General features: G+C 68.0%; 24 protein-coding genes. 16 read left to right on the top strand and 8 right to left on the bottom strand.

Features of this window, described 5'->3' with window-relative positions:
• Positions 1–233: 233 nt before the first annotated feature.
• Positions 234–2,588, bottom strand: coding sequence for a cytochrome P450/oxidoreductase (locus tag CEF10_RS13130; protein WP_101068632.1), 2,355 nt, complete (start codon positions 2,586–2,588; stop codon positions 234–236).
• Between the two features lie 163 nt (positions 2,589–2,751).
• On the opposite strand from CEF10_RS13130, the gene CEF10_RS13125 reads away from it, so the two are divergent.
• On the top strand, positions 2,752–3,432 hold the full coding sequence (locus CEF10_RS13125) for an IclR family transcriptional regulator (protein WP_101068631.1): 681 nt from the start codon (positions 2,752–2,754) through the stop codon (positions 3,430–3,432).
• Between the two features lie 30 nt (positions 3,433–3,462).
• On the opposite strand, the gene CEF10_RS13120 is transcribed toward CEF10_RS13125, so the two are convergent.
• Genes CEF10_RS13120 through CEF10_RS13105 form a run of 4 tightly spaced genes read right to left on the bottom strand, consistent with a single transcriptional unit; the run spans position 3,463 to position 5,928 of the window.
• Complete coding sequence (locus tag CEF10_RS13120) at positions 3,463–3,942, bottom strand: DUF6505 family protein (RefSeq protein ID WP_101068630.1); 480 nt, start codon at positions 3,940–3,942, stop codon at positions 3,463–3,465.
• Positions 3,939–4,646, bottom strand: coding sequence for a biotin/lipoate--protein ligase family protein (locus tag CEF10_RS13115; RefSeq protein WP_101068629.1), 708 nt, complete (start codon positions 4,644–4,646; stop codon positions 3,939–3,941). Before CEF10_RS13115 ends, CEF10_RS13120 begins: the two co-directional genes overlap by 4 nt.
• Positions 4,643–5,722: an Mrp/NBP35 family ATP-binding protein gene (locus CEF10_RS13110; protein ID WP_101068628.1), complete on the bottom strand. Its 1,080-nt coding sequence runs from the start codon at positions 5,720–5,722 to the stop codon at positions 4,643–4,645. The genes CEF10_RS13115 and CEF10_RS13110 overlap by 4 nt, the downstream gene beginning before the upstream one ends.
• A gap of 2 nt (positions 5,723–5,724) precedes the next feature.
• Positions 5,725–5,928 carry a DUF6494 family protein gene (locus tag CEF10_RS13105; protein WP_101068627.1) on the bottom strand — a complete coding sequence of 68 codons (204 nt, stop codon included), beginning with the start codon at positions 5,926–5,928 and terminating at the stop codon, positions 5,725–5,727.
• 60 nt (positions 5,929–5,988) lie between these two features.
• Here CEF10_RS13105 and CEF10_RS13100 point away from each other — a divergent pair, with 60 nt between their 5' ends.
• Complete coding sequence (locus CEF10_RS13100) at positions 5,989–6,753, top strand: hypothetical protein (RefSeq protein WP_232796506.1); 765 nt, start codon at positions 5,989–5,991, stop codon at positions 6,751–6,753.
• Here CEF10_RS13100 and CEF10_RS13095 read toward each other — a convergent pair.
• Positions 6,747–8,705, bottom strand: coding sequence for a 4Fe-4S binding protein (locus CEF10_RS13095; RefSeq protein WP_101068626.1), 1,959 nt, complete (start codon positions 8,703–8,705; stop codon positions 6,747–6,749). The two genes, CEF10_RS13100 and CEF10_RS13095, sit on opposite strands and share 7 nt — an antisense overlap.
• Before the next feature lie 395 nt (positions 8,706–9,100).
• On the opposite strand from CEF10_RS13095, the gene CEF10_RS13090 reads away from it, so the two are divergent.
• The 13 genes from CEF10_RS13090 to CEF10_RS13035 all read left to right on the top strand — a co-directional run bounded on the left by CEF10_RS13090 (position 9,101) and on the right by CEF10_RS13035 (position 21,273).
• On the top strand, positions 9,101–9,640 hold the full coding sequence (locus CEF10_RS13090; protein ID WP_101068686.1) for a DUF3305 domain-containing protein: 540 nt from the start codon (positions 9,101–9,103) through the stop codon (positions 9,638–9,640).
• A complete protein-coding gene (locus CEF10_RS13085) occupies positions 9,637–10,242 on the top strand; it encodes a DUF3306 domain-containing protein (protein ID WP_101068625.1) in 606 nt (201 codons plus the stop codon). The genes CEF10_RS13090 and CEF10_RS13085 overlap by 4 nt, the downstream gene beginning before the upstream one ends.
• Positions 10,239–10,868 (top strand): TorD/DmsD family molecular chaperone, encoded by a 630-nt coding sequence (locus tag CEF10_RS13080; protein WP_101068624.1) that lies wholly within the window; start codon positions 10,239–10,241, stop codon positions 10,866–10,868. Before CEF10_RS13085 ends, CEF10_RS13080 begins: the two co-directional genes overlap by 4 nt.
• Before the next feature lie 50 nt (positions 10,869–10,918).
• A complete protein-coding gene (locus CEF10_RS13075; RefSeq protein ID WP_101068623.1) occupies positions 10,919–11,107 on the top strand; it encodes a twin-arginine translocation pathway signal protein in 189 nt (62 codons plus the stop codon).
• 111 nt (positions 11,108–11,218) lie between these two features.
• The gene (locus tag CEF10_RS13070) at positions 11,219–14,116 is read left to right on the top strand and encodes a formate dehydrogenase subunit alpha (protein ID WP_101068622.1); all 2,898 of its coding nucleotides are present in this window, start codon (positions 11,219–11,221) and stop codon (positions 14,114–14,116) included.
• A gap of 14 nt (positions 14,117–14,130) precedes the next feature.
• Positions 14,131–14,763 carry a formate dehydrogenase FDH3 subunit beta gene (gene fdh3B / locus CEF10_RS13065; protein ID WP_101068621.1) on the top strand — a complete coding sequence of 211 codons (633 nt, stop codon included), beginning with the start codon at positions 14,131–14,133 and terminating at the stop codon, positions 14,761–14,763.
• Between the two features lie 120 nt (positions 14,764–14,883).
• Positions 14,884–16,095 carry a formate dehydrogenase subunit gamma gene (locus tag CEF10_RS13060; RefSeq protein WP_101068620.1) on the top strand — a complete coding sequence of 404 codons (1,212 nt, stop codon included), beginning with the start codon at positions 14,884–14,886 and terminating at the stop codon, positions 16,093–16,095.
• 5 nt (positions 16,096–16,100) lie between these two features.
• Positions 16,101–17,414: a c-type cytochrome gene (locus CEF10_RS13055; protein ID WP_101068619.1), complete on the top strand. Its 1,314-nt coding sequence runs from the start codon at positions 16,101–16,103 to the stop codon at positions 17,412–17,414.
• Between the two features lies 1 nt (position 17,415).
• Positions 17,416–17,553, top strand: coding sequence for a hypothetical protein (locus CEF10_RS17090; RefSeq protein WP_198586201.1), 138 nt, complete (start codon positions 17,416–17,418; stop codon positions 17,551–17,553).
• 481 nt (positions 17,554–18,034) lie between these two features.
• Positions 18,035–18,742, top strand: coding sequence for an ABC transporter permease (locus CEF10_RS13050; protein WP_101068618.1), 708 nt, complete (start codon positions 18,035–18,037; stop codon positions 18,740–18,742).
• A complete protein-coding gene (locus CEF10_RS13045; RefSeq protein ID WP_101068617.1) occupies positions 18,735–19,490 on the top strand; it encodes an ATP-binding cassette domain-containing protein in 756 nt (251 codons plus the stop codon). The genes CEF10_RS13050 and CEF10_RS13045 overlap by 8 nt, the downstream gene beginning before the upstream one ends.
• A 27-nt stretch (positions 19,491–19,517) precedes the next feature.
• Entirely contained in the window at positions 19,518–20,336 is an 819-nt protein-coding gene (locus tag CEF10_RS13040) for a substrate-binding domain-containing protein (RefSeq protein WP_101068616.1), read from the top strand.
• Positions 20,337–20,385: 49 nt separating this feature from the next.
• Positions 20,386–21,273: a helix-turn-helix transcriptional regulator gene (locus CEF10_RS13035; RefSeq protein WP_101068615.1), complete on the top strand. Its 888-nt coding sequence runs from the start codon at positions 20,386–20,388 to the stop codon at positions 21,271–21,273.
• Positions 21,274–21,516: 243 nt separating this feature from the next.
• Here the strand turns inward: CEF10_RS13035 and CEF10_RS13030 are convergent, their stop codons facing one another.
• A complete protein-coding gene (locus CEF10_RS13030; RefSeq protein ID WP_101068614.1) occupies positions 21,517–22,062 on the bottom strand; it encodes a hypothetical protein in 546 nt (181 codons plus the stop codon).
• A 311-nt stretch (positions 22,063–22,373) separates the two neighbouring features.
• Complete coding sequence (locus CEF10_RS13025) at positions 22,374–22,931, bottom strand: hypothetical protein (RefSeq protein ID WP_101068613.1); 558 nt, start codon at positions 22,929–22,931, stop codon at positions 22,374–22,376.
• A gap of 525 nt (positions 22,932–23,456) precedes the next feature.
• Here CEF10_RS13025 and CEF10_RS13020 point away from each other — a divergent pair.
• Positions 23,457–23,789 (top strand): hypothetical protein, encoded by a 333-nt coding sequence (locus CEF10_RS13020; RefSeq protein ID WP_157933029.1) that lies wholly within the window; start codon positions 23,457–23,459, stop codon positions 23,787–23,789.
• Positions 23,790–23,815 lie beyond the last annotated feature (26 nt).

The raw sequence follows: 23,815 nt of genomic DNA, 5'->3' as shown, positions 1-23,815 counted from the left end.
CAGGCCGGCCTCGTGCCGGTCCGGAGCCTCGCGGACCGTGGTCAACAGCTGTGCCGACGGCAGATTCGGGCATGCCTGTCGTGCCGGGCTTCGCCAATTCCGCCCGGAGTTCCTGGCCGTGCTGGAAGAGCGCGGGCTCACTCCCGAGGACGTGTTCCGCCTGCCGCTCACCGCCGGCGGCCCCGCGCGGGCGATACCCCCCGGCGACGGCGTGGCCGCGTCAGACGGGCGGCCTATACCGCCAGCTTGATCCGCCCGCCCGCCTTTGCCCGTGAACAGCAACTCATCATGCGCTTGTTCTCGGCCCGTTCGGCGCGTGTCAGCACCATGTCGCGGTGGTCTATGTCGCCTTCAACCACGTCGACCTCGCACGAGCCGCAAAGCCCTTCGCGGCAATCGCTGGCCACGTCGATGCCGGCCGCGCGGATCGCGTCCAGCAGGGTGGTGTCGGCGGCCACCTGCACGGTCAGCCCCGAGTCGGCCAGTTCGGCCTCGAAGGCCTGTTCCTTCTCGGGGTCCAGGCCGCCGGCCTGCGCGCTGAAGTGTTCGAAATGGAAAGTGCCGTCCGGAAGGTGGGCCGTGAGATCCTCCAGCGCCGATATCATCCGCTCGGGGCCGCAGGCATAGATCTGTCCGCCCTCGGGCAGCGCGGCGACCAGGGCTGGCAGGTCGGCGCGGGTGCCCTCGTCGCCGGCATGGATGGACAGGGCGGGTCCGTGATCCCGAGCCAGCCGGTCGAGGAAGGCCATGGTCCGGCGCGACCGCCCCGAATAGTGGATCTCGTAGCTGCGGCCCAGCGCCTTGAGGCGGTCGGCCATCGCGATGACGGGCGTGATGCCGATGCCGCCGGCGACCAGGACGTGATGCGGCGCGCTCTCGTCAAGGCGGAACAGGTTGGAGGGGCCGCGCAGCTTGATCTCGTCGCCCGCCCGCAGGGTGTCGTGGATGTGGCGGGATCCGCCGCGCCCGTCCGCCTCGCGCAGGATGGCCACCTGGTAGGTGCCGTCGCGCGGGTCGCCGCAGAGCGAATACTTGCGGTCATACGCGCCCACGACCAGTTCCACGTGGGCGCCCGGGCTCCAGTTCGGCAGGGTGCGGCCCTTGGCGTCCTCGAGCACCAGCCCGAGGATGCCGTCGGCCTCGCGGCGCACCTCGGCGACCCGGACCTTGCGGGCGATGTCGCGTCGCGCGGGGGCGCCCACGGGGAAGTGCAGGTGCCGCGTGGCGACCGAGGGGTCGGCACGCTCGGGGTTCCGCGCGGGGTCCCATTCGACCCAAAGATGATCCGGGCCGCGGAACGAGGTGTTGGGCAGATAGGTGAATTCCTGATCGGACAGGCGCAGGTGGGGCAGGCGGCGCGTCATCTCCTCGAGGAAGATCCGCATCTCCATCCGGCCGATGTTCTTGCCCATGCACTGGTGGGCGCCGTAACCGAAGGTCAGGTGCTCCACGGCGTTGTCGCGGTAGATATCGAACGTGTCACCGTCCTCGAAATGCCGCTCGTCCTGGTTGCCCGAGGCCTGCACGATCAGCAGCTTCGCGCCCTCCGGCAGCTCCACGTCGCCCAGGGTGGTCGGCGCCGTCGTCTCGCGGCGCCACGCGACGATCGAGCCGGCGTAGCGCAGGCATTCCTCGACCGCGTTGGGAATGAGCGATGGATCGGCGCAGATGTCATCCCACGCGTCGCGATGGGTCAGCAGCGTCTTGAACATGTTGGCCGAGGCGAGCGAGGTGGTTTCGTGCGCGGCCACGATGATCGCCATCATCATCGAGTGCACGTAGCTGTCGGTCACCACCTCGGGCATCTTTTCGTTCATGCGGATGGTGTGGTGCATCCAGCCGGTGCCCTCCGGCTGGGCGCGCATCTTCTCGACCACCGCGCCGGCGTATTGCCAGAACCGGCCGACGTCATGGGCCACCTCGATCTGCTTTTCGGGCGAGGGCTTGCCCCAGGTGTTCACGGAATGCGCCAGCGAGAAGGTGCGCAGCGTCTCGATCTCGTCCTCGGGCACACCGAGAAAGTGCAGCGCCACCAGAAGCGGGACCTCGTAAAGCATGGCATCCACCAGGTCGACGCGGCCGTCGTCGATGAATTCGTCCATCTTCTCGCGCGTGAGGCGGCGGACCATGTCCTGGTGCTTTTCCAGGTTGTCGGGCACGAAATGGTCCATGAGAACGCGGCGGCGCTCCATGTGCGCCGGCTCGTCCTCGTTCACCAGCGTGCGGTTCATGCCGTAATCATAGCTCTTGAGGATCTCCAGCGCCTCGTCGGTGGGCGGGGTGATCTTTTCCAGCACGTTGCGCGGCGAAAACAGGATGTTGTCGCGGAACACCGCCTTGATGTCGTCGTAGCGGGTCACGACCCAGTAGGCGAGCCTGGGGGCGAAAAAGACCGGCAGCTGGTCGCGCGACCAGCGCAGCGCCTCGGCCGGGTCGAGTTGATAGGGGCCTTCGAAGGCGTCGAACGCCTGCGCCATCGCTGCGGGGTCATCGACCGGGCAGCCGTTCCGGCCGGCGGCCGGCATGCCGTGTGCGCTGAAGGGGCAGCCCGCGGTTTCGGTTCCGGTCCCGTGGGATGTGTCCGCCATGGTGCCGTCTCCTCTCACTCGTGTCTTGAGGATTTTCTAAATCACGCATAATGAAAAATCAATTGCATACGACGAAAAAGATTTGCATATAGTGCGAATTACGACTTCGAGGCATGATTTCCCGAAGGCGCATGCATGCGCGGACGACAAGGAGTGGCGAAGCATGGCGAACGGCAGGCTGCAGACACTTGACCGGGGCATCGAGGTGCTTCTGCTGCTTGCACGCACCCCCGGCGGCCTGAAGGTGGGCGAACTGGCAACACGCCTCGACCTGCATCGCGCGGCCGCGTACCGGATCGTCGCCACGCTGGCCGATCACGGCATGGTGCAGCGCACCGACGGCGGCCGCGTGATCCTCGGTCCCGGCGCCTACCTGCTGGGGGCGCATGCCGGCGACAGTCTTCGCGACCTGGCACGCCCGGTGCTCGAGGATCTTGCCGAACGCACCGGCGCGACCGCCTTTCTTTCGATGGCCCAGGGCGGGGAATGCGTCGTGGTTCTCACAGCGGAGCCGCAAGAGGCGTTCTTGAACATCCACTACCGTGTCGGCACCCGCCATCCGATCGACCGGGGTGCGGCCGGGATCGCGATTCTTGCCACGCGGCCGGAGCAGCCGGACGACCCGGAGGACGTGCGGTTCGCCCGGGCCCACGGTTACAGCGTCACGCGCGGGCAGCTTCAGAAGGGGGCCGTCGGGGTTTCGAGCGCGGTCGACCTTGCCGGCGGCGGGTTTTCGGGCATGGAATTCTCCGTCGGCGTGGTCGCGCTCGAGGATCTGGACCTCGAGCGCGCCCCGGACGCCGTCCGCGCGGCGGCGCGCAAGTTGTCCGGGACCCTCGGGTGAGCCCCCGCCGGTGCCGTCGGCAACCCCGGGCTATTCGTCCAGCGACCCATGGATGGCGAACTGGTCCAGCCCGGCCTCGCGCGCCTCGATCACCCTGAAGCTTTCGCGCACGCCCGCTTCGGTCAGCTCGCGCTGGACCGTCAGCAGGGTGTTGGGGGGGTGATCCTCGCACAGATCGACCATGTGCGCGATTTCCTCCTCGGCCACGGGCAGGGCGGCGGACAGGTCCGGCGCGCCGTAGGCCTCGACGAAATGCTGTGCAAGGCGGCCGGCGAGGGCGTCCTGCTCGCCCTGCTCGATCGCGGTGACGGCGACGAAGGTGACCCGGCCGAACGTCTCGATCCCCAGCCAGCCGTTCGCAAAGGCCTGGCGTGCCTTGCCGGTCAGGTCGGCGTCGCCCCAGTTGGAGAACTCGAAGCCGCCCGAGATGCACCACTCGCCGGTGCGCGCGGGGGCCGCGTAGACACGCATGTCGCTTTCGTCGAAATGGATGGCGCGGGCGAGTTTCATGTCTTCTGCTCCAGAACCTTGCTGAGCGGGACGAGATGGGTGGCCTCGCCGGCGCGCAGCAGCATGCCGAAATTCTCGTCGACGCCCAGGAATGTGCCGGTGAGGCCGTTCCGCGTCACGTCCTCGCCGATGGTGTCGACGAGGCCGCGCCATTCGGATTGCAGGGCGCGCGCGCCGGCGTCCTCCCAGCGGTTGATCCAGACCAGGGTGTGCCGGGCCCAGCTTTCCAGAAGCGCGACCGGGTCCACGTCCGCGCAGCCTTCCTCGTAAAGCGCTGTCTGGTCCGGCCGGTCGCCGGGCCGCGCGGCGAGCTGCATCAGCGGCACATCCAGCCCGATCACCAGCCAGCTTGGTTCGGCCCTCGGGTCCGAGGTGTCTGCCATGGCCCGGAGCCGGCCGCAGGCCCCGCCGTTCACCCGGATGCCACCGTCCCATTCCAGATGCACGGCCACCTCTGGCGGGCCCAGCGCGCCGAGCGCGTTCTGGAAGCCGATCCCGCAGGCCGGCAGCACCGCCATCGCCGCCTCCAGCGGCACCTCGGGCGCCACGACAAGCGCCGCCGCCAGCCGGTCGGCCGTGATGTCGTACACGATCCGCCCGGCATCGCAGCCGAGCGCGGCCATCGCGCAGGCCTTTTCGAACGGGTCTATCCCGCCCTCGACCCTTTCCCCGGACATCAGGGGCGGAAAGGTCGGCTCGTTCATGCGACCTCCGTCCCGACCAGGTCGCGGGCGATCTTGCGGAACGCCCGTGCCTGTGCCGTCTCGGGCTTCGAGACCACGATCGGTGCCCCGCCATCCGAGGACAGCCGGATGTCGATGTCGAGGGGCACCTCGGCCAGAAGCGGCACGCCCATCTTCTCGCATTCGGCCGCGACCCCGCCGTGGCCGAAGACGTGTTCCTCGTGCCCGCACCGAGAGCAGATGTGCGTCGACATGTTCTCGATCATGCCCAGAACCGGCACCTTGAGCTGGGTGAACATGTCGATCCCCTTGCGGGCGTCCAGAAGGGCAACGTCCTGCGGGGTGGACACGATGATGGCACCGTCGACCACCGTCTTCTGCGCCAGCGTCATCGCCACGTCGCCGGTGCCCGGCGGCAGATCGACCAGGAGGCAGTCGAGCGCGCCCCACTGCACCTGCATCAGCATCTGTTGCAGCGCCCCCATCAGCATCGGGCCGCGCCAGACGACGGCCTGGTCGTCGTTGGTCATCAGCCCGATCGACATCATGGTGACGCCGTGGTTGCGCATCGGCAGGATCGTCTTGCCGTCGGGGCTGGCCGGGCGTCCAGAGACGCCCAGCATGCGCGGCTGGCTGGGCCCGTAGACATCGGCATCCAGCAGTCCCACGCGGCGGCCCTCGGCCGCGAGCGCGCAGGCGATGTTCGCCGAAACGGTCGACTTGCCCACGCCGCCCTTGCCGCTGGCGATGGCGATGATGTGCTCGACGCCCGGCACCCGTTCCGGGCCTTCCGGCGCCGCCGGGCGTTGCGGCTTGAGGTCGGGCGGCGCCTCGGCCGAGTGGGCGGTCAGCACCGCCGAAACCTCGGACACGCCGGCCAGGGCCCGGACGGCGGCGTCGGCGGCGTCGCGCACCGGGTCGTAGGTCTTGGCCTTCGCCGGATCGATCTCGAGCACGAAACGGACGGTGCCGCCGTCGATCGTCAGCGCCTTGGCGACGCCGGCGGCTACGATATCCTCGCCCGAGACCGGGTCGCGGACGGTTTCCAGCGCAGCCAGGACGCTTTCCCTGGTGACGGAGTCGTTGGTGGTGGACACGACTATTCCTCGCTCTTGAGGGTTCCGGTCACCTCGTGTTCGACGCCGAGGCCCTCGACGGTCAGCACGACCCTGGCCTCGAACTCCTTGCCGGCGGCATCCGGCGTGTTGCGCAGCGCGTCCTCGATCGCCTGCTGCGAGGTAACGCCGACGCGTTTCAGGAACTTGCGCATGGACATGTTGAATTCGCTGACGTCGTCACTCATTTCGAACTCCCTTTCTCAAGATCATTGACGCGGGCTGCCCTCGCTCCGTACCCTTCAAGCATGCGTCGTTTGCCTGGCACCTGCGGCGCGTGGCTGGTGCTGGCCGCGCTGGCGGTGTCTTTCCCCGCGGATGCCGCCGCCGAGGATTTTCGCCTTGGCGCCCCGCAGCGCCTGGTCGAAACGGGATTTCTCGAATATGTGCTGCCGCGCTTTTCGCTCAAGACGGGCGTGGGGATCGACGTGGTCGGCGCGGACGCCACGGCGGAACTGGCGCTTGCGCCCGACGGGCCGGGCAAGCCGGTGTTTTCCGGGCAGGGGATAACCTGGCGCATGCGCCTGCATGACCAGGCGCATGACGGGGCCGCACGGTTCGCCCGGTGGCTCGCGTCCGACATCGGGCGCCGAACGATTTCGGGATACCAAGTGGATGGCGCGCCGCTGTTCACGCCGCCTGCCGCCAAGGCCGCGGCGGAGGCGGAGATCGCATTCGAAGGGGATGTCGATACGGGGCTGAAGCTGTCGCATGAGCACTGCGGGCGCTGTCACGCGGTCAGCGAGAAACACCGGATGAACGACATCGGGTCGACCCCGTCGTTCTTCGTCCTGCGCACCCTGCCGGACTGGGACGCGCGGTTCCAGATCTTCTACGCGGTCAATCCACACCCCGTCTTCACCCAGGTCGAGGGCGTGACCGCGCCGTTCCCGATCGATCGCCCGTCGCCGATCGTGCCGGTGGAAATCACGCCGAAGGAACTCGAGGACATTCTCGCCTACGTGGCCGAGCTCGAACCGGCCGATCTTGGCGATCCGCTGTCCCATCAGTGATCCCGGCGCTTGTTGAAATAATCCTCGGTCGTGCGCACGCGCGGCGGCTCGCCCGCGGCGAACGGATTGTCCTGCGAGTGGTACTGCGCCTTGACGCGGCAGTCGTCGCACATCTGGATCATCCGGATCGCATCGGAGCCGGTGAACATCGAGTGCTTGCCGGCGAGTTTCTCGATGATCTTCTCGACCGTCGATTTCACGCCGAAGAGCGCACCGCATTCGATGCAGGCAAAGGGCTCTTCCTCGTTCAGGACCTGCTGCTGCAGCGCGCTGTCGGCGAGGTTCAGCCGCGGCTCGTATGAAATCGCGTCCTCCGGGCAGACGTTGGCACACAGGCCGCATTGCAGGCAGGCGTCTTCCTGGAACCGCAGCTGCGGCATGTCCGGGTTGTCGACCAGCGCGCCGGAGGGGCAGAGCGAGACGCAGCTCAGGCACAGCGTGCAGGCCTCGGTGTCGACCAGCACCGCGCCATAGGGGGCGCCGTCGGGCAGCGGCACGGTCTCGGGGTCGGGGTGCAGCGTCTTGGCCGCCAGCCGCGCGACCTGGCGCCGGCTGCCCATCGGCAGCGCGGGCTCGGGGCAGGGCGCGGGCGGATCACCGGCACCGTAAAGCGCGTCGCAAAGCGCATCCGGGTCGTTGACCTCCAGCGTTGCGATCCGGCCCTCGCCCGCGATGGCGGCGGCCAGCGGCACCTCGCGGTCGAGCGCGTCGCGTTCCGTGGTCGGCGCCAGCAGGAGCGTCACATCGGCGAAGCCGGAGCCCAGCGCCGCCAGCATCTCGGCATGGCCGAAGCCCGAGAGCGCATCGACCTCCAGCGGGATCACGTCCGCCGGCAGGCCACGCCCGAACCGCGCGGCGAGCGAGATCAGCTCGGTGCCGAAGGCGCGGTCGCAGACCAGCAGGCGCGGCGCCTCGCCGCCGGCCTCGCGATACGCCGAGGCCAGGGTGTGGATGCGCTGGAACAGCGTCGCGGGCGGCGGCGCGTCATAGCTTATCGCCCCCGACGGGCAGACCGCGGCGCAGGCGCCGCAGCCGGCGCAGATCATCTGGTCCACCGTGACATGATCGCCGTCCGGGGCGATCGCGCCGGTGGGACACAGGTCGAGGCAGCGCGTGCACCCGGTCTGACCGGCGCGGGAATGGGCGCAGATCATCGGCTCGGTTGCCACGTAGAGCGGTTTCTCGAAGGTGCCGACAAGTTGCGAGGCCTCGAGCACGGCATCGGCCACCGCCGTTACGCTGCCCGGATCGGCGCGCAGGTACCCCTCGCGTTTCCCGGGCGCCGGAAAGAGCGGCGTGCCGCCGCCAAGATCGAGGATGATGTCACACTCGGTCGTGCCGCCGTCACGGGGCGCGGTCCAGCCCAGCGCCCCGCGCCCGGTCGGGTCGACCTGCTGCAGCGCGTCGAGGCGCAGCGAGAACTGCCCGAGCGCGCCCTCGGCGCGCCGCAGGCGGCCCCTGATGACGTCGAAACCGCGTTCGTGGGGCGGGTCGCTCTCGTCGGTCAGCAGCACCGTCACGCCGAGGTAGTCCTTGAGCCTGCGCGCGGCCGGCAACGCCGTTTCCGCGGTGCCGATGACGAGGCAAAGCCCCTCGGACACGACGTCCATGCTCTTGTCCGGGGGCGTCGGCAGGTTCGCCTCGGCCAGAAGCGCGGCCATCTTGGGAAGCTTGGGCCGGGGGTCGTTCGACCAGCCCGCGCGGTCGCGCAGGTCGGTGAACGCGGGGTCCGGCGCGCCGGCCTCGGCGGCCAGTTCCTCGAAGATGCGCTGCTCCTGGCGGCAGCATATCATCGCCTCGCCGGTGGCCACGGCCTCGGCGGCCCGGTCCAGCTGGTCGGTGCAAAGCGCGCTGTGCACCCGGGAACACGGCAGTCCCGTGGCCTCCTGCAGCTTTTCGCCATCAAGGGGCTGCGTGCCCGCGCAATCGCACAGTATCAGGTGTTTCGCCATTCGCTCGCCGTTGTCCGCGGGCCACGGCCGGTCCCGGTCGAGGGAGGCCGGCGCTGGACCGGTTTTCAGCGTAGGCGTGATTCGCCGCCTCGTAAACACGCTTTCGCACGGACCCCGAGGGGCCGGCCGGCGCCCTTGCCGCATGACATTCCGGGCTCCGGGCATCCGGGCGGGGCCCACGCCGCGGCGTGCTCGAGCCCTTGCAGCGAAGGCTCTTGGCCGTCCGCCCGTGCTGTTCGCGGTGGCCGCCAGCCGTCCGTGCCGCCCCGGGGGCGGCAAACGAGGGAGGCAAAGTTGAATAGACAACTGTAGATTTTTTCCGCCGGGTCGGTACACTAAGGGATGCAAGAAGGGAACGTAGCCAAGTGGCGCCAGCTCAGCCAACGTTCATGACGATGCCGGTGGGCATCGTCGTCCAGCGCTCGCCCGGGGTGACGGCATGGGCCGCGTGGTCGTGGAAGGCTGTCGCGGTTCTTCCCGGCGCCGGGTCCGCCGACTGGCGGGTTCTTCGTGAAGAGGGCGACCGCGTGATGTATCACGCCGCGACGCCCGAACTCGAACTCCACGCCGCGGAAACCGAAGCCTACATTCACGGCCTGTGTGCCGAGACGCCCTCGGTCTACGCCGTCCTGCGCGAGACCGAGGACCGCGGGCGCCCGTTCGATGTGGTGCTGGTGACCGCCTCGCCCTACGAGGCACAGGACTATGCCGACAGCGGTGAGGAGGTCGTCGAGAAGATCCCGATGCCGGCGTCTCTGGTCGACTGGGTGCGCCGCTTTGCCGAGGCCCATCACGAGGAAGAGGTATTCACGAAGCGCCGCCGCGACGAGGTCGATGTCGACAAGGCCCAGGATGGCATCGGCGATCCGCGCATCGACCAGATGCGCGACGTCTACCGCGCGCCGCGCCAGTTCCGGAAGGGCAGGCTGCAATGACGCGCGGAGGCGACTTCTGGAGCCGTCGAAAGGCCAGGGTGCGCGAGGAGGAGCACGAAGAGGCCCGTGCGCTCGAGGCGCGCGCGCAGGCAGCCCGCGAGGCGGAACTGGAGGAGAAGCCCGACGAGGTCATTCTGGAGGAACTGGACCTGCCCGATCCCGACACGCTCGCCCCGGGCGACGATTTCAAGGCGTTCATGGCAAGGGCCGTGCCGGAACGGATCCGGCGCCGGGCGTTGCGGCGGCTTTGGCTGAGCAACCCGGCACTGGCCAACCTCGACGGCCTGGTCGATTACGGCGAGGATTACACCGACGCCGCCACCGTGATCGAGAACCTGCAGACCGTCTACCAGGTGGGCAAGGGGATGTTCGTGCCCGCAGAGGAAACGGCACAGGGCGCGGATTCCCCCGACGACACCACCGATGCCGATCCGGCCGAAGCGCTTGCCGATGCCGACGACGAGATCTCCGGCGACCCCCTTCCGGAAACGGAGGCGGCCTTTTCACCCGAAGCCCGGGACGAAGACACTGCGGTCGCCGCCGCGATTCCGCGCCGGCGGTTGCATTTTTCATTCGACGATCACGCCGGAGGTGATGCATGACCAATCCCGAGGCCGTGATGGACACCCCGGAGGACCGCCCCGAGATCGCCGAAGAAGACCGCATGCGGGCCGAGCTTTACGATTTCCTGGGCCTGCTGCTGGCGGCGCCGCCGGGAAAGGATCTGCTGAAACAGACCGCTGCGCTGGACGGCGACGACACGCCGCTGGGCACCGCCATCGCCGCGCTGGCGCGCATCGCGCAGCACAGCACCGCGCAGGGCGTGGAACGCGAGTTCAACGCGCTGTTCATCGGCCTGGGCCGCGGCGAGCTGCTGCCCTATGCCAGCTATTACCTGACCGGGTTTCTCAACGAAAAGCCGCTCGCCAGCCTGCGGCGCGACATGGCCGCGCGCGCCATGACCCGGGCGCCCAATGTCCATGAGCCCGAGGACAATATCGCCTCGCTGATGGAGATGATGGCCGGCCTGATCACCGGGCGTTTCGGACGCCCCGCGCCGCTTGCCGACCAGAAGACGTTCTTCAACAGGCACATCGGCCCCTGGGCGCGGCATTTCTATTCGGATCTGGAGGCCGCAAGGAACTCGGTCCTCTATGCCTCGGTCGGTGCGGTCGGCCGGACGTTCATGGAGATCGAGACCGAGGGCTTCCGGATGAACGCGGAGTGATCCGCAATGACCGGCGGGGGTGCCCGCCATAAAGAGGGAGGAGGACTCTCATGACCAGGAAGACCGAGGAGGGGGCAACCCGCCGCGATTTTCTCAGGCTCGCCGCCACCGGCGCCCCCGCTGCCGCGGTCGCCACGGCGACGGCCGGCACGGCCGAGGCGGCCGAGCCGGACCTGTCATCGGACCGGATGCAGGACACCGCGCACACGCGCGCCTACTACGACAGCGCCCGGTTCTGAGGCCGGACGCCGTCTCGCGACCCGCCGGCGACCGGTAGCGTTCGGCCCGACTGTCGGTGGAAAACCTTAGTACCCAGCCTCGGTTCGGGGGCCCAGGGAGGAGAGATACAAATGCTTAGGAAAAAGACCAACGGGGTTGCGAGAGGCCCCCAGCGGACAAGTATCCTGTCTGACGCGGCCGGCAAATCCGTCGACCGCCGCGCGTTCCTGCGCGGTTCCGGCCTGGCGATCGGCGGCCTGGCCGCGATCGGCGCCACGGGTGGCACCGTCACGCGTGCCAACGCGCAATCGGCCGCGAAAGAGGCCGTCGAGACCGTGAAGTCGGTCTGCACGCACTGTTCGGTCGGCTGCACGGTGATCGCCGAAGTCCGTGACGGTGTCTGGGTCGGGCAGGAGCCCGGCTGGGACAGCCCGTTCAACCTGGGCGCCCATTGCGCCAAGGGCGCCTCCGTGCGCGAACACGCGCACGGCGAGCGCCGCCTCAAGTACCCGATGAAGAAAGAAGGCGGCGAGTGGAAGCGCATCAGCTGGGAACAGGCGATCAACGAGATCGGCGACGGCATGACGCAGATCCGCGATGAAAGCGGCCCGGACAGCGTCTACTGGCTGGGATCGGCGAAGCACAACAACGAACAGGCCTACCTGTTCCGCAAGTTCGCCGCCTACTGGGGCACGAACAACGTCGATCACCAGGCGCGCATCTGCCACTCCACCACCGTTGCCGGGGTTGCCAATACATGGGGCTACGGCGCCATGACCAACTCCTACAACGACATTCACAATTCCAAGGCGATCTTCGTCATCGGCGGCAACCCGGCCGAGGCGCACCCCGTCTCGCTGCTGCACGTCCTGAAGGCCAAGGAGCAGAACAACGCGCCGCTGATCGTCTGCGATCCGCGCTTCACCCGCACCGCGGCGCATGCCGACGAATACGTCCGCCTGCGCCCCGGCTCCGACGTGCCGCTGGTCTGGGGGCTGCTGTGGCACATCTTCGAGAACGGCTGGGAGGACAAGGAGTTCATCCGCACCCGGGTCTGGGGGATGGACCAGATCAAGGAAGAGGTCGCCAGGTGGGCGCCCGACGAGGTCGAGCGCGTCACCGGCGTGCCCGGCTCGCAGCTGGAGCGCGTGGCCCGCACGCTGGTGAACAACCGCCCCGGCACGGTGATCTGGTGCATGGGCGGCACCCAGCACACCACCGGCAACAACAACACCCGCGCCTACTGCATCCTGCAGCTGGCGCTGGGCAACATGGGCGTCTCGGGCGGCGGTACCAACATCTTCCGCGGACACGACAACGTGCAGGGCGCGACCGACCTGGGCGTGCTGTCGCACACGCTGCCGGGCTATTACGGCCTGTCGAAGGGCGCCTGGGGGCACTGGGCCCGCGTCTGGGACGAGGATCCGGACTGGCTCGCCGGGCGGTTCGCGAAGGTCTCCGGCAAGGACGGCAAGGAAAAGTCGCTCCAGAACCTCAAGGGCATCCCCGTCAGTCGCTGGATCGACGGCGTGCTGGAGGACCCCGAGAACATGGACAACCCCAACAAGGTGCGCGCCATGGTGCTCTGGGGGCATGCGCCCAACTCGCAGACGCGCGGGCCGGAGATGAAAAAGGCGATGGAGATGCTGGATATGCTGGTCGTGATCGACCCCTATCCGACGGTCTCCGCCGTCATGCATGACCGCACCGACGGGGTCTACCTGCTGCCGGCGGCCACCCAGTTCGAGACGCGCGGCTCCGTCACAGCGTCGAACCGGTCGCTGCAATGGCGCGACAAGATCGTCGATCCGCTGTTCGAGGCCAAGCCGGACCAGGAGATCATCGGCCTTTTCGCGCAGAAGTTCGGGTTCCACGATCGCATCTTCCGCAATATCGAACTGGAAGATGACGGCGTGACGCCGAGCATGGAAGACACCCTGCGCGAGATCAATCGCGGGATGTGGACGATCGGCTATACCGGGCAGAGTCCGGAGCGGCTCAAGATGCACATGGCCAACCAGCACACCTTCGATCGCACGACGCTCCAGGCGTTGGGCGGCCCGGCCGACGGCGACTTCTACGGCCTGCCGTGGCCCAGCTGGGGCACGCCGGAGATGAAGCACCCGGGCACGCCGAACCTCTACGACATGTCCAAGCCGGTCAGCAAGGGCGGCCTGACCTTCCGTGCCCGTTTCGGCGTGGAACGCGACGGCGACAACCTGCTGGCCGAGGGCGTCTACAGCCAGGGTTCGGAAATCCAGGACGGATACCCCGAATTCACCATGCAGATGCTGATGGACCTGGGTTGGGATTCGGACCTGACGGACGAGGAACGCGCCACCATCGACGGCATCGCCGGCCCTGACACGAACTGGAAAACCGACCTTTCCGGCGGCATCCAGCGGGTGGCGATCAAGCACGAATGCGCGCCCTTCGGCAACGCCAAGGCCCGCGCGGTCGTCTGGACCTTCCCCGACCCGGTGCCGGTTCACCGCGAGCCCCTTTACACGAACCGGCGCGACCTGGTCGAGGATTACCCGACCTACGAGGACAGGCACGACTACCGCCTGCCCACGCTTTACGCGTCGATCCAGAAACAGGACTTCAGCAAGGATTATCCGATCATCCTGACGTCCGGGCGGCTCGTCGAGTATGAGGGCGGCGGCGACGAAACCCGCTCGAACCCGTGGCTGGCAGAACTGCAGCAGGACATGTTCGTCGAAATCAACCCGCGCGACGCCAACGACCTGGGCGTGCGGGACGGTGCGGATGTCTGGGTCGAAGGTCCGGAAACCGGCAAGGTCAGGGTCAAGGCGATGGTCACCGAAAGGGTCGGCGAAGGCGTTGCCTTCATGCCGTTCCATTTCGGTGGGCACTTCCAGGGCGAGGACCTGAGGGACAACTATCCCGAAGGCGCCGATCCCTACGTGCTCGGCGAGGCATCCAACACCGCCCAGACCTACGGGTATGACTCGGTCACGCAGATGCAGGAAACCAAGGCCACGCTCTGCAAGATCTCGGCGGCATAAGGGAGGAACACAAAATGGCAACCCAAAAGGACAACCAGGGAACTCTCGGCGGCCGTGCACGGGCGAAATTCCTGTGCGACGCGGAACGTTGCATCGAATGCAACGCCTGCGTCACCGCCTGCAAGAACGAGCACGAGGTGCCCTGGGGCATCAACCGCCGCCGGGTCGTGACGATCCAGGACGGCAAGCCGGGGGAACGGTCGATCTCGGTGGCGTGCATGCACTGCTCCGACGCGCCGTGCATGGCGGTCTGCCCGGTCGACTGCTTCTACCAGACGGCCGACGGGGTGGTGCTCCACTCCAAGGACCTGTGCATCGGCTGCGGCTATTGCTTCTACGCGTGCCCCTTCGGCGCGCCGCAGTATCCGCAGGCGGGCAACTTCGGCTCGCGCGGCAAGATGGACAAGTGCACCTTCTGCAACGGCGGGCCCGAGGACAACCACAGCCAGGCCGAGTTCCAGAAGTACGGAACCAACCGGATCGCCGAGGGCAAATTGCCGATCTGCGCCGAGATGTGCTCGACCAAGGCGCTGCTGGCGGGTGATGGCGACGTGGTGGCGTCCATCTACCGCGAACGTGTCGTCGCCCGCGGCTTCGGCACCGGCGCCTGGGGCTGGGGCACGGCCTACGAACAGAAGGGCGGCTGACACCCGCCGGCGGGAGCGCGCCGTCGCGCGCTCCCGTGCCATTTCTCCGGCGACGAGGGGCGCGCGCCGCCGCGGCCTTCGCGTCGCGCTGGATTCACCGGATACGCAGGACCGTTCGTCATGGCACGTCTTCTTTCAATGTTCCTTCTGTCCTTGGTGCTGGCCGCGCCGGTTTCGGCGCAGGACGGGCCGGGCCTGCCCGAAACCGACAGGTCGGCCACCGGCGGGGCGACAACGCTCGAGGACATCCTGGCGCGGCAGCGCGGGGAGGAGGTCGACAACGCCTACCGGCGCAATGCCACCGGCGACGATCACCGCCCGCCCGAGGCCGCCGAGGCGCTCGGCCCCCTCGGCGGCCTGTCGGATTCCGAGGTCTGGCGCGACCTGCGGTTCAACGACGCCGATGTCACCGTCTCGGCGGGCGGCGACCCGGCCCGCGTGCTGGTGCAGGACCGGGGCATGTGGTGGCAGCAATTCCGCGAGGGACCGCTGGCGCGCTACGGGGCCTGGCTTCTCGGGGCCACGCTCGTGCTTCTGGCGCTTTTCTTCCTGGTCCGCGGCCGCATCCGCATCGACGGCGAAAAGACCGGACACACCGTAACCCGCTTCCAGTTCATCGAACGCTTCAGCCACTGGCTGATGGCAGGGTCCTTCATCCTTCTGGCGCTCACCGGACTCATCACGCTGTTCGGGCGCAAGCTGCTGATCCCGGCATTCGGCAAGGCGGCCTTTGCCGATGTCGCCATGGCGTCGAAGTGGCTTCACAACAATGTCGCCTGGGCCTTCATGCTGGGGCTGGTGATGGCCTTTGTCCTCTGGGTCGTGCACAACCTGCCCGACCGGACCGACCTGAAATGGCTGGCGCAGGGCGGCGGGATCTTCAGCAAGGGCAAGCATCCGCCGGCGAAGAAGTTCAACGCCGGTCAGAAGCTCATCTTCTGGGCGGTGACGCTGCTCGGTGCATCCGTCGCGGCCTCGGGGCTGTCGCTGCTGTTCCCGTTCGAACTGCCGATGTTCGCCAAGACCTTCGCCATTCTCAACGACACGGGGCTGCCGCAGCTTCTGGGCCTCGGCACCCTGCCCGAAACGCTCGCGCCGCATGAAGAGATGCAGTACGCCCAGCTGTGGCACTCCATCGTGGCCTTCATCCTGATGGCGATCATTCTCGCGCACATCTACATCGGCTCGGTCGGCATGGAAGGTGCGTTCGACGCGATGGGGTCCGGCCAGGTCGAGGAGCAATGGGCGCGCGAGCACCACAGCCTGTGGCTCGAGGAGCTGGAGGAGAAGGAGAGATCCGCGCCCGACGGCAAGAGCACGCCCGCGGAATAGGCGCCATGCGGGCGGCCGTGGCAGGCATCCTGTTTTGCCTGGTCGCCGCCGGCGCGACCGCCGCGAGGGAATTCACCACCCTGAAGGGACACGGTGGCCCGGTCATGGGTATCAGCGTGAATCCCCGCACGGGCCAGGTGGCGACAGCGAGTTTCGACAATTCCGTCGGCCTTTGGCGCAGCCGCAGCCCGCGATGGCTGGAAGGTCACGCAGCCGCGGTCAACACCGTCCTGTTCGCGTCGCCCGGCCGCGTCCTCTCGGCGGCGGATGATTTCGCGGTGATCGACTGGAACCTCGCCACCGGTGAAAAGACCCGGCTGACCGGGCACAAGGGCAAGGTCGTGGCGCTCGACCTTTCGCCCGACGGCCGGTGGATCGCCTCGGCAAGCTGGGACGGCACGATCGGTCTCTGGCCCGCCAAAGGCCAGTCCGGCAAGCCCCGCTTCCTGGACGATCACGACAACAGCGTGACGGACGTGGCCTTCGCTCCGGACGGGCAGGGGCTCTATTCCGGCTCGGCCGACGGCACGATCCGGTATCACCGGCTGGGCGAGGCGGGCAGCGACAGCCGCGTCATCGTGGACCAGGGGTTTGGCATCAACTGCTTCGTGCTGGCCCCGGACATGGGCTGGATCGCCTATGGCGCCGTCGACGGGGCAACGCGGGTGATCCACCCCCGGACCGGCGCGCTCGTTCAGGATTTCACGCTCGACCGCCGCCCGATCCTGGCGCTGGCCCACCATCCGGAAACGCGGCGGCTGGCCGTGGGCGACGGCCACGGCTACGTCATGATGATCGACACGGCGCGTTGGCGCATCGCGCGCGATTTCCGGGCGATGCGGAGTGGACCGGTCTGGGCACTCGGGTTCTCGCCGGACGGCGAAATGATCTACGCGGGCGGGCTCGACGATGTGGCCTATGCCTGGCCGGTCGGGATGCTCGACCAGTACGAACCGGCCGGAAAGGAAACCCGCGGTTTCCTGCGCGACCCCGACGAGATGCCCAACGGCGAACGGCAGTTCATGCGCAAGTGCTCGATCTGTCACGCGCTGACACCGCCGCCCTCGCGCAAGGCCGGCCCGACGCTCCACGGCCTTTTCGGGCGCCGCGCGGGCACCGTGCCGGGCTATTCCTATTCCGGGACTTTGACAGGATCGGATATCATCTGGTCTGATGAAACAATCGACGCGCTGTTCGAACTGGGCCCCGACCACTATGTGCCGGGGTCCAAGATGCCGATGCAACGGATCAACAGCGCCGACGACAGGCAGGACCTGATCGAGTTCCTGCGCAAGGCATCGGCGCCAGGGGAGGAATAGGATGAACGCGATGTACGCGGCCTTTGCGGCCATGATCGTGATAACGGTCGGCGCTTGGTACGGCCTTGGCATGCTTGGCTTTTCCAGCGGCGAGCGGCTGGCGGGCGACAACGTCCGCCTGAGCGCGCCCGCCGACTGACCGGTTGCGCGGAACCGCCGGACACGGGCCCGGAGCGCGGCGTTGCGCCCGCCGGTCCCGGGCGTGGTGACGGCGGTTCATGGCAGCACCCCGTCGCCGTCCGGGCGTTTTGCGAAGCGGCCTTTCCCGGCCAGGCGTCCGCCCATGATTGCCATGCGATCACGCGCGCACCGATGCGGCGCGTGACAGGCCGCCCGGCGCGCGCTCCGCGCTGAAAGGCGCCCGCTTGCACTGACAGGATACCGACGTGCCACCGATGGTGTCGGTGCAGGGCATCCGGTGGCCGCCACCGCGCGGTTTTCCGGCAGCCACCGCGGCCACGGCGGTGGCCCGTCGTGGGCGGCGTAAATTTTGCAGTCAGGCGCGGCCATGTGCGGGCCCGCGCGGCCGATTCCGAAACGACGATACCATGCAAGACTTGCGCGATGCCGGTCGGCAGCGTAGCGTGAGATTCAGCATATTTTTCGGAGGAGCGGAAAAAATGCAAGGCATGGGGGAGGCCCTGTCGCTCGCGCTGCAGATGGTGTGGTCGGGCGATGCCGATTTGCTCGAGATCGTCCTGTTGTCGCTGCGCGTCAGTCTCAGCGCGACGCTGGTCGCCCTGCTGATCGGGTTGCCTCTGGGCGCGCTGGTGGCGATCAGCCGCTTCCGGGGCCGCAACCTCGTGCTGATCGTGATGAATGCGCTGATGGGCCTGCCCCCGGTCGTCGTGGGCCTTGTCGTCTACCTGCATTTCTCGCGGTCCGGGCCGCTGGGGTTCCTGGGCCTGCTCTATACACCCACGGCGATGATCGTCGCCCAGACCATCCTGATCGCGCCCATCGTGGCCGCCCTGTCGCGGCAGGTGCTGGAGGATCTGCACGCCGAGTATGCCGAGCAGTTCCGCTCGCTGGGCCTGTCGAAGGTCCAGAGCGTGCAGGCACTGCTGTGGGACGCGCGGTATTCGCTGCTGACCGTCGGACTCGCGGGGTTCGGCCGCGCTGTCGCCGAGGTCGGCGCGGTCATCATCGTCGGCGGCAACATCGACCACCTGACGCGGGTCATGACCACCGCGATCGCGCTCGAGACGTCGAAGGGCGACCTGTCGTTCGCCCTGGCGCTCGGGATCATCCTGCTGGTGATCGCGCTTGGCGTGAACGCGGCGGTTCAGTCGGTCCGCATGAGCGCGGCGCGGATGTCCTATGTCTGACGTGGCGGCCACATCCCTTGCCCCGGTGGCCGCAGAGCGTGGCGCGGCCCCGATCATGCCGCTTTCCGTCCGCGATCTGCACCTGCGCTTCGGCGACTCCGTCGTTCTTGACGGGCTCGACCTCGAACTCGGGCCCGCGGGCTGCACCGTCGTCATGGGACCCAACGGCGCGGGCAAGAGCCTTCTGCTCAAGCTCATGCACGGACTCATCCAGCCGACCTCGGGGCGCATTTCATGGGATGGCCATCCCCCCGCCGCGGTGACCGCGCGACAGGCGCTCGTGTTCCAGAAGCCGGTGCTGCTGCGCCGCACGGTGGCGGCGAATCTCGATTTCGTTCTCAAGACCCGCGGCCGCGACCGCGCCCGGCTGGGCAAGCTGCTCGATCACGTCGGGCTTGCCCACAAGGCGGGCCAGCCGGCCCGGCGGCTGTCGGGGGGCGAGGCGCAGCGGCTCGCGCTGGCCCGCGCGCTCGCCACGGAACCGGAGGTGCTGTTTCTCGACGAGCCGACGGCGAGCCTCGACCCGGCCTCGGTGCTCACCATCGAGAGGATCGTCGCGCAGGCGCGCGATCGCGGGGTGCGCGTCGTCCTCGTGAGCCACGACATCGGCCAGGCCCGGCGCATGGCCGACGACGTGGCGTTTCTCTATCGCGGCCGGGTGACCGAACACGCCCCCGCCGCCGAGTTCTTCCCGGAACCGCGCTGCCCGGCGGCCCGGGATTACCTGAACGGCAATGTTGTCGTGTGATCCAAGACAAGGAGGAGAAAGTTGCCAATGATCAGAGATGCCTTTGGTGCCACGGCACTTGCGCTGATACTTGCGGGCCCGGTGGCCGCGCAGGAGCAGTCCATCATCGTGCAGTCGACCACATCGACGGCGAACTCGGGGCTTTATGACCACCTGCTGCCGATCTTCGAGGAAGAGACCGGCATACAGGTCAACGTGGTCGCGGTGGGCACGGGCCAGGCGATCAAGAACGCCGAGAACTGCGACGGCGACGTGCTGCTGGTCCACGCCAAGCCGTCCGAGCAGGCCTTTGTCGAAGCGGGCTTCGGGACCGGGCGCACCGATCTGATGTACAACGACTTCGTCATCGTTGGCCCCGAGGCGGACCCGGCGGGTGTCGGTGGCATGACCGACGCGCAGGACGCACTGGCCAGGATCGCCGAGGCGGGCGCGCTGTTCGCCTCGCGCGGGGACGATTCCGGCACGCACAAGAAAGAGATGTCGCTGTGGGCGGATACCGGTGTCGCGCCGGCGGACGGGTCCGGCGCGTGGTACCGCGAGACCGGCTCGGGCATGGGCGCGACGCTCAATGCCGGCATCGGGATGGGCGCCTACGTGATGACCGACCGCGCCACCTGGATCAGCTTCGGCAACAAGCAGGATTACGAGATCCAGGTCGAGGGCGACGAGGATCTGTTCAACCAGTACGGCGTGATCCCCGTGAACCCCGAGACATGCCCAAGCGTGAACATCGAGGCGGCGCGGACCTTCGCGGACTGGCTGTTGTCGGACGACGGCCAGGCGGCGATCGGCGCCTACGAGGTGGACGGCCAGCAACTGTTCTTCCCGAACGCGCCCGAAAGCTGATACCATCGGCCGGGACGGCGCGTGCGCCGTCCCGGTCCCGGCGGAACCAATGACCGATCCTGAGACACAGACGCAAGAATTCCTGACGGTCCGCGAACTCGCGGAGTTGCTGCGGCTGAAGGAGCGCAAGGTCTACGACCTGGCGGCGTCCGGGGATCTGCCGTGCTCGCGCGCGACGGGCAAGCTGCTGTTCCCGGCGGCCGAGGTGCGCGCGTGGATCGACCGGGCCAAGTCCGGCGGGCATGCCGCCGCGGCGACGCGGCCGCCGATCATGCTCGGCAGCCACGATCCCCTTCTGGACTGGGCGATCCGTGAATCCGGCTGCGGGCTTGCCACCTATTTCGACGGTTCGCTCGACGGGCTGGCCCGTTTCGTGGGGGCGGAAGGCGTGGCCACGGGGTTGCACGTTTACGACGCACGGACAGCGCGCTGGAACGTGCCGGCGGTGTCGCGTGTCGCCGGCGCGCAGAATGCCGTCCTGGTCTCGTTTGCCAGGCGCCGGCGCGGGCTGGTCTTTCGCCCGGATGGGCCGCGCCCGGAAACGCTGGCCGACATCGCCGGCTTCCGGGTGGCGCCGCGGCAGGAACAGTCGGGCACCGCCGGCCTGTTCGAGGCGCTGGCGGCCGAGAGGGGCCTCGACACGGCCACGCTCACCTTCACGCAGGCGGCGCGCACGGAAGACGACGCCGTCGACAGCGTGCGGCGCGGGGCCGCCGATGTCACCTTCGGGCTGGAGGCCGTCGCGCGCCGCTTCGGCGTCGATTTCGCGCCCGTCATCGACGAGGAGTTCGCCCTGCTGGTGGACCGCAAGGCGTGGTTCGACCCGCCCCTGCAAACCCTCGTGGCATTCCTGGGAACGGAAAGATTCCGCGAGCAGGTGTGCAGCTACGGCGGCTACGACGCGTCACAGGCCGGTGCCGTCGTGTGGAATGCCTAGGCAGCCGGAGAAGAGGCTGGCAGACGCATCCGGACCAAGCCAACGGCACGAACCGGCCCTCCCTTCGCCCGCGCCTGGGGGCGGCGGGCGGAGTCCGGCGCGCCGCGCCAAGGGCAGGTTGGCTGACCTTTATGCCGCGCAGAACAGGCGTGGAACCGCGCGGACGTTGCGCGGCCCCAGAGACGGCTTCAATTGCCGAACTGCGACGGGTCCGACCGGCCTGACAGCGCCATTGTCCGCGGCTCAGTCGTCGCGTGCCGCGATCATCTCGCGCACGACCTCTGCCCGGGGCCGCCAGTTGTAACGGTCGTCCTCGCGGGTCGGTGCCCAGAACAGCGCGCCGCCGTGGCGCCAGCCGTCAAGGATGATGCCCTCGTGGATCGTGTCGCCCGGCCGGGTAATGACCGCGGCGTGGTGGATGATCCGGAACGGAGAGCGGGGCGAGATCGCCCGCTGAACCGAGAGCGTGCGGAAGCCTTCCTGCGACAGGCGGCGGTGCAGGTCCTCGGCCCAGTGGTTGCACAGCCCCCGGTCGCGCTGGCCGCCGTGAACCTTGGCGTTGTGGACCAGCGGCGGGTCCGTGACCTCGTAGTCGCGTGCCAGTTGCTGCGTGTAGCCATAGGCGATCCGCGCCGCGCGGGTGGCTTCGTCGGGATCGACCTTCGGGCCCAGCGCGGCAACCTCCCGCGCCAGAGCGTCGACATCCTCCGGCCCGGTGCCGGGCGGGGCGGCGCAGCCCCCCAGGATCAGCCCTGCCATCGCGATCTTCAGCACATCACGCCGCTGCATCCTGCCTGTCTCCACCGAAAACCCCAATCCCGGACGATTGAGCGCCCCATTCGCGACGCCGGAACGGCCTGCGCGCCGACCAAGCCTCCGCCCACCGCCCGGCGCATGACGGCATCGCGGGTTTTGCCAGATCAACCGGTCCGGGTCGTTCCTCCCCGGCCCGGGCTTTCCTGCGCTGGCATGCATTCTGCGTTTGCTTGATTATTCGCAATTGGCGCCGAAAAAAGCCAGCCGAAATCGGCAGGGGCGAGCGTATCACGAGGGGCCCCACTGGCAATGCTCGCTTTCGGCGCATTCTCCGGGTTCTGACGCTAGCTGCCCCTTTCGGTGCGGCCGGGGCGCCCGAGGATGAAACCGAAAACGAAGGTGCCGGCGATCGCGGCGATGATGCGGAAATCCCACTGCGCGCTGTTGCCTCTGAGGACGAGCGCGGCACTGCTGAGCGGTGCGCGCGGCGTGATCTCTGCAATGATCGAGTGCGGGCCCGCGGCGGGCACCGGGAAACTGCCGACATTCACCGAAAGCCCCCTTGCGGGACCTGCGGAGCCGCCGGTCTCGTCGCTCAGACTGGCCGTGCCGCTTTCGTCGAACACGACGTTGCCCCCGGCATCCGACACGGTGACGCTGTAGGATGCCACCCGGCTTCCTTGCGGGCGCACCTCGAAGTCGAGGACCGCGCGCACCGGGGTCATGGCCGGGTCCAGTGGGACGGAGTCGCGCCGTGTCGTGCCCGAGGTCCTGAGCTCCGCCTGGGCGACAGTGCTTCCGGACCATTTCACGACATACAGAGGATACAAGACCATTGCGGCGAAGGCGAGAAGCGCAAGCCAGCCGCCGAGTTTCTCGCGCGGGCTTTTCTGGATGGCCATGGTCCCCTCCTGCCATCTTGAGCATCCGGGCCGCGACGGCAGCGCGCGGCGAAAGCCGTGTTCCCGACCTTTCTGGCCATGCCGCAACGCGGTGTCAATCGGGCGCTGCACTTGTATGTCCGGCAGGAACTTCCCAAGTGGCCGGCCGCTTGACGCGAAGGCGCCCTCGCCATTCCGGCGAGGTTCGGCGCGAGCGCCGTCGCCGCGGCAGGTGCGAGTTCCCTGCGCGGATGTTCCCTTGGCGTTACGTCTGCCGCCGGTCCGCCCAAGCGATCTCTGCCATTGCGGTGCCGCATGAGCATCGTTCGTCATGTCGGCGGGGCAGGTTCCCGAGAAATCTCGTCTCGACTTGACATTCCACCGGCCGACCCTAGAAATCCAGTACCCTGTTACACGCGGATAAGTGACCATTCTCCATGTTGCCATTGTGCTCTGCTGTGCGGCGGGAACTTGGAATAGGGCGATGGATCATTGGCGAAAACGCACATCTCTCGTATTGCGAAGCTGCTTGAGCTCGTGACCTCGATGGAGAAGGATCTCGGGCTGGACAAGCTGTCCGAGGACGAGCGCATCCTGATCTACGCGTTGTCCGTCATGTCGCCGGACGGAAACGGGGTCGTGCGGAGCGTCGAGTTGAAACGACATCCGCTCTGCCGCAAGTTCAGCAATCCCACCTTCTACCGCACGCTGCGAGCCTTGCTCGACAAGGGGTTCGTGTCACGGGCCGGACCGCGGAGGACGGGTGCTGACCTGAGACCCGACTTTCCTCCAGCCTTAGGAAGAATCCGTCGGTTGATTACTGGCCTCATGCGGCCTTGGTTTCCAGTTTCGATTTCATTGCAAACTCCTGCGGCGTGAGATTGCCCAGGGATGAGTGGGGTCTG

This window comes from Roseovarius salinarum (genome assembly GCF_002834145.1).
GTDB classification, from domain to species: domain Bacteria; phylum Pseudomonadota; class Alphaproteobacteria; order Rhodobacterales; family Rhodobacteraceae; genus Roseovarius; species Roseovarius salinarum.
Note: the sequence above shows the minus strand (reverse complement) of the source record. Positions and strands in the feature narration are given on the sequence as shown.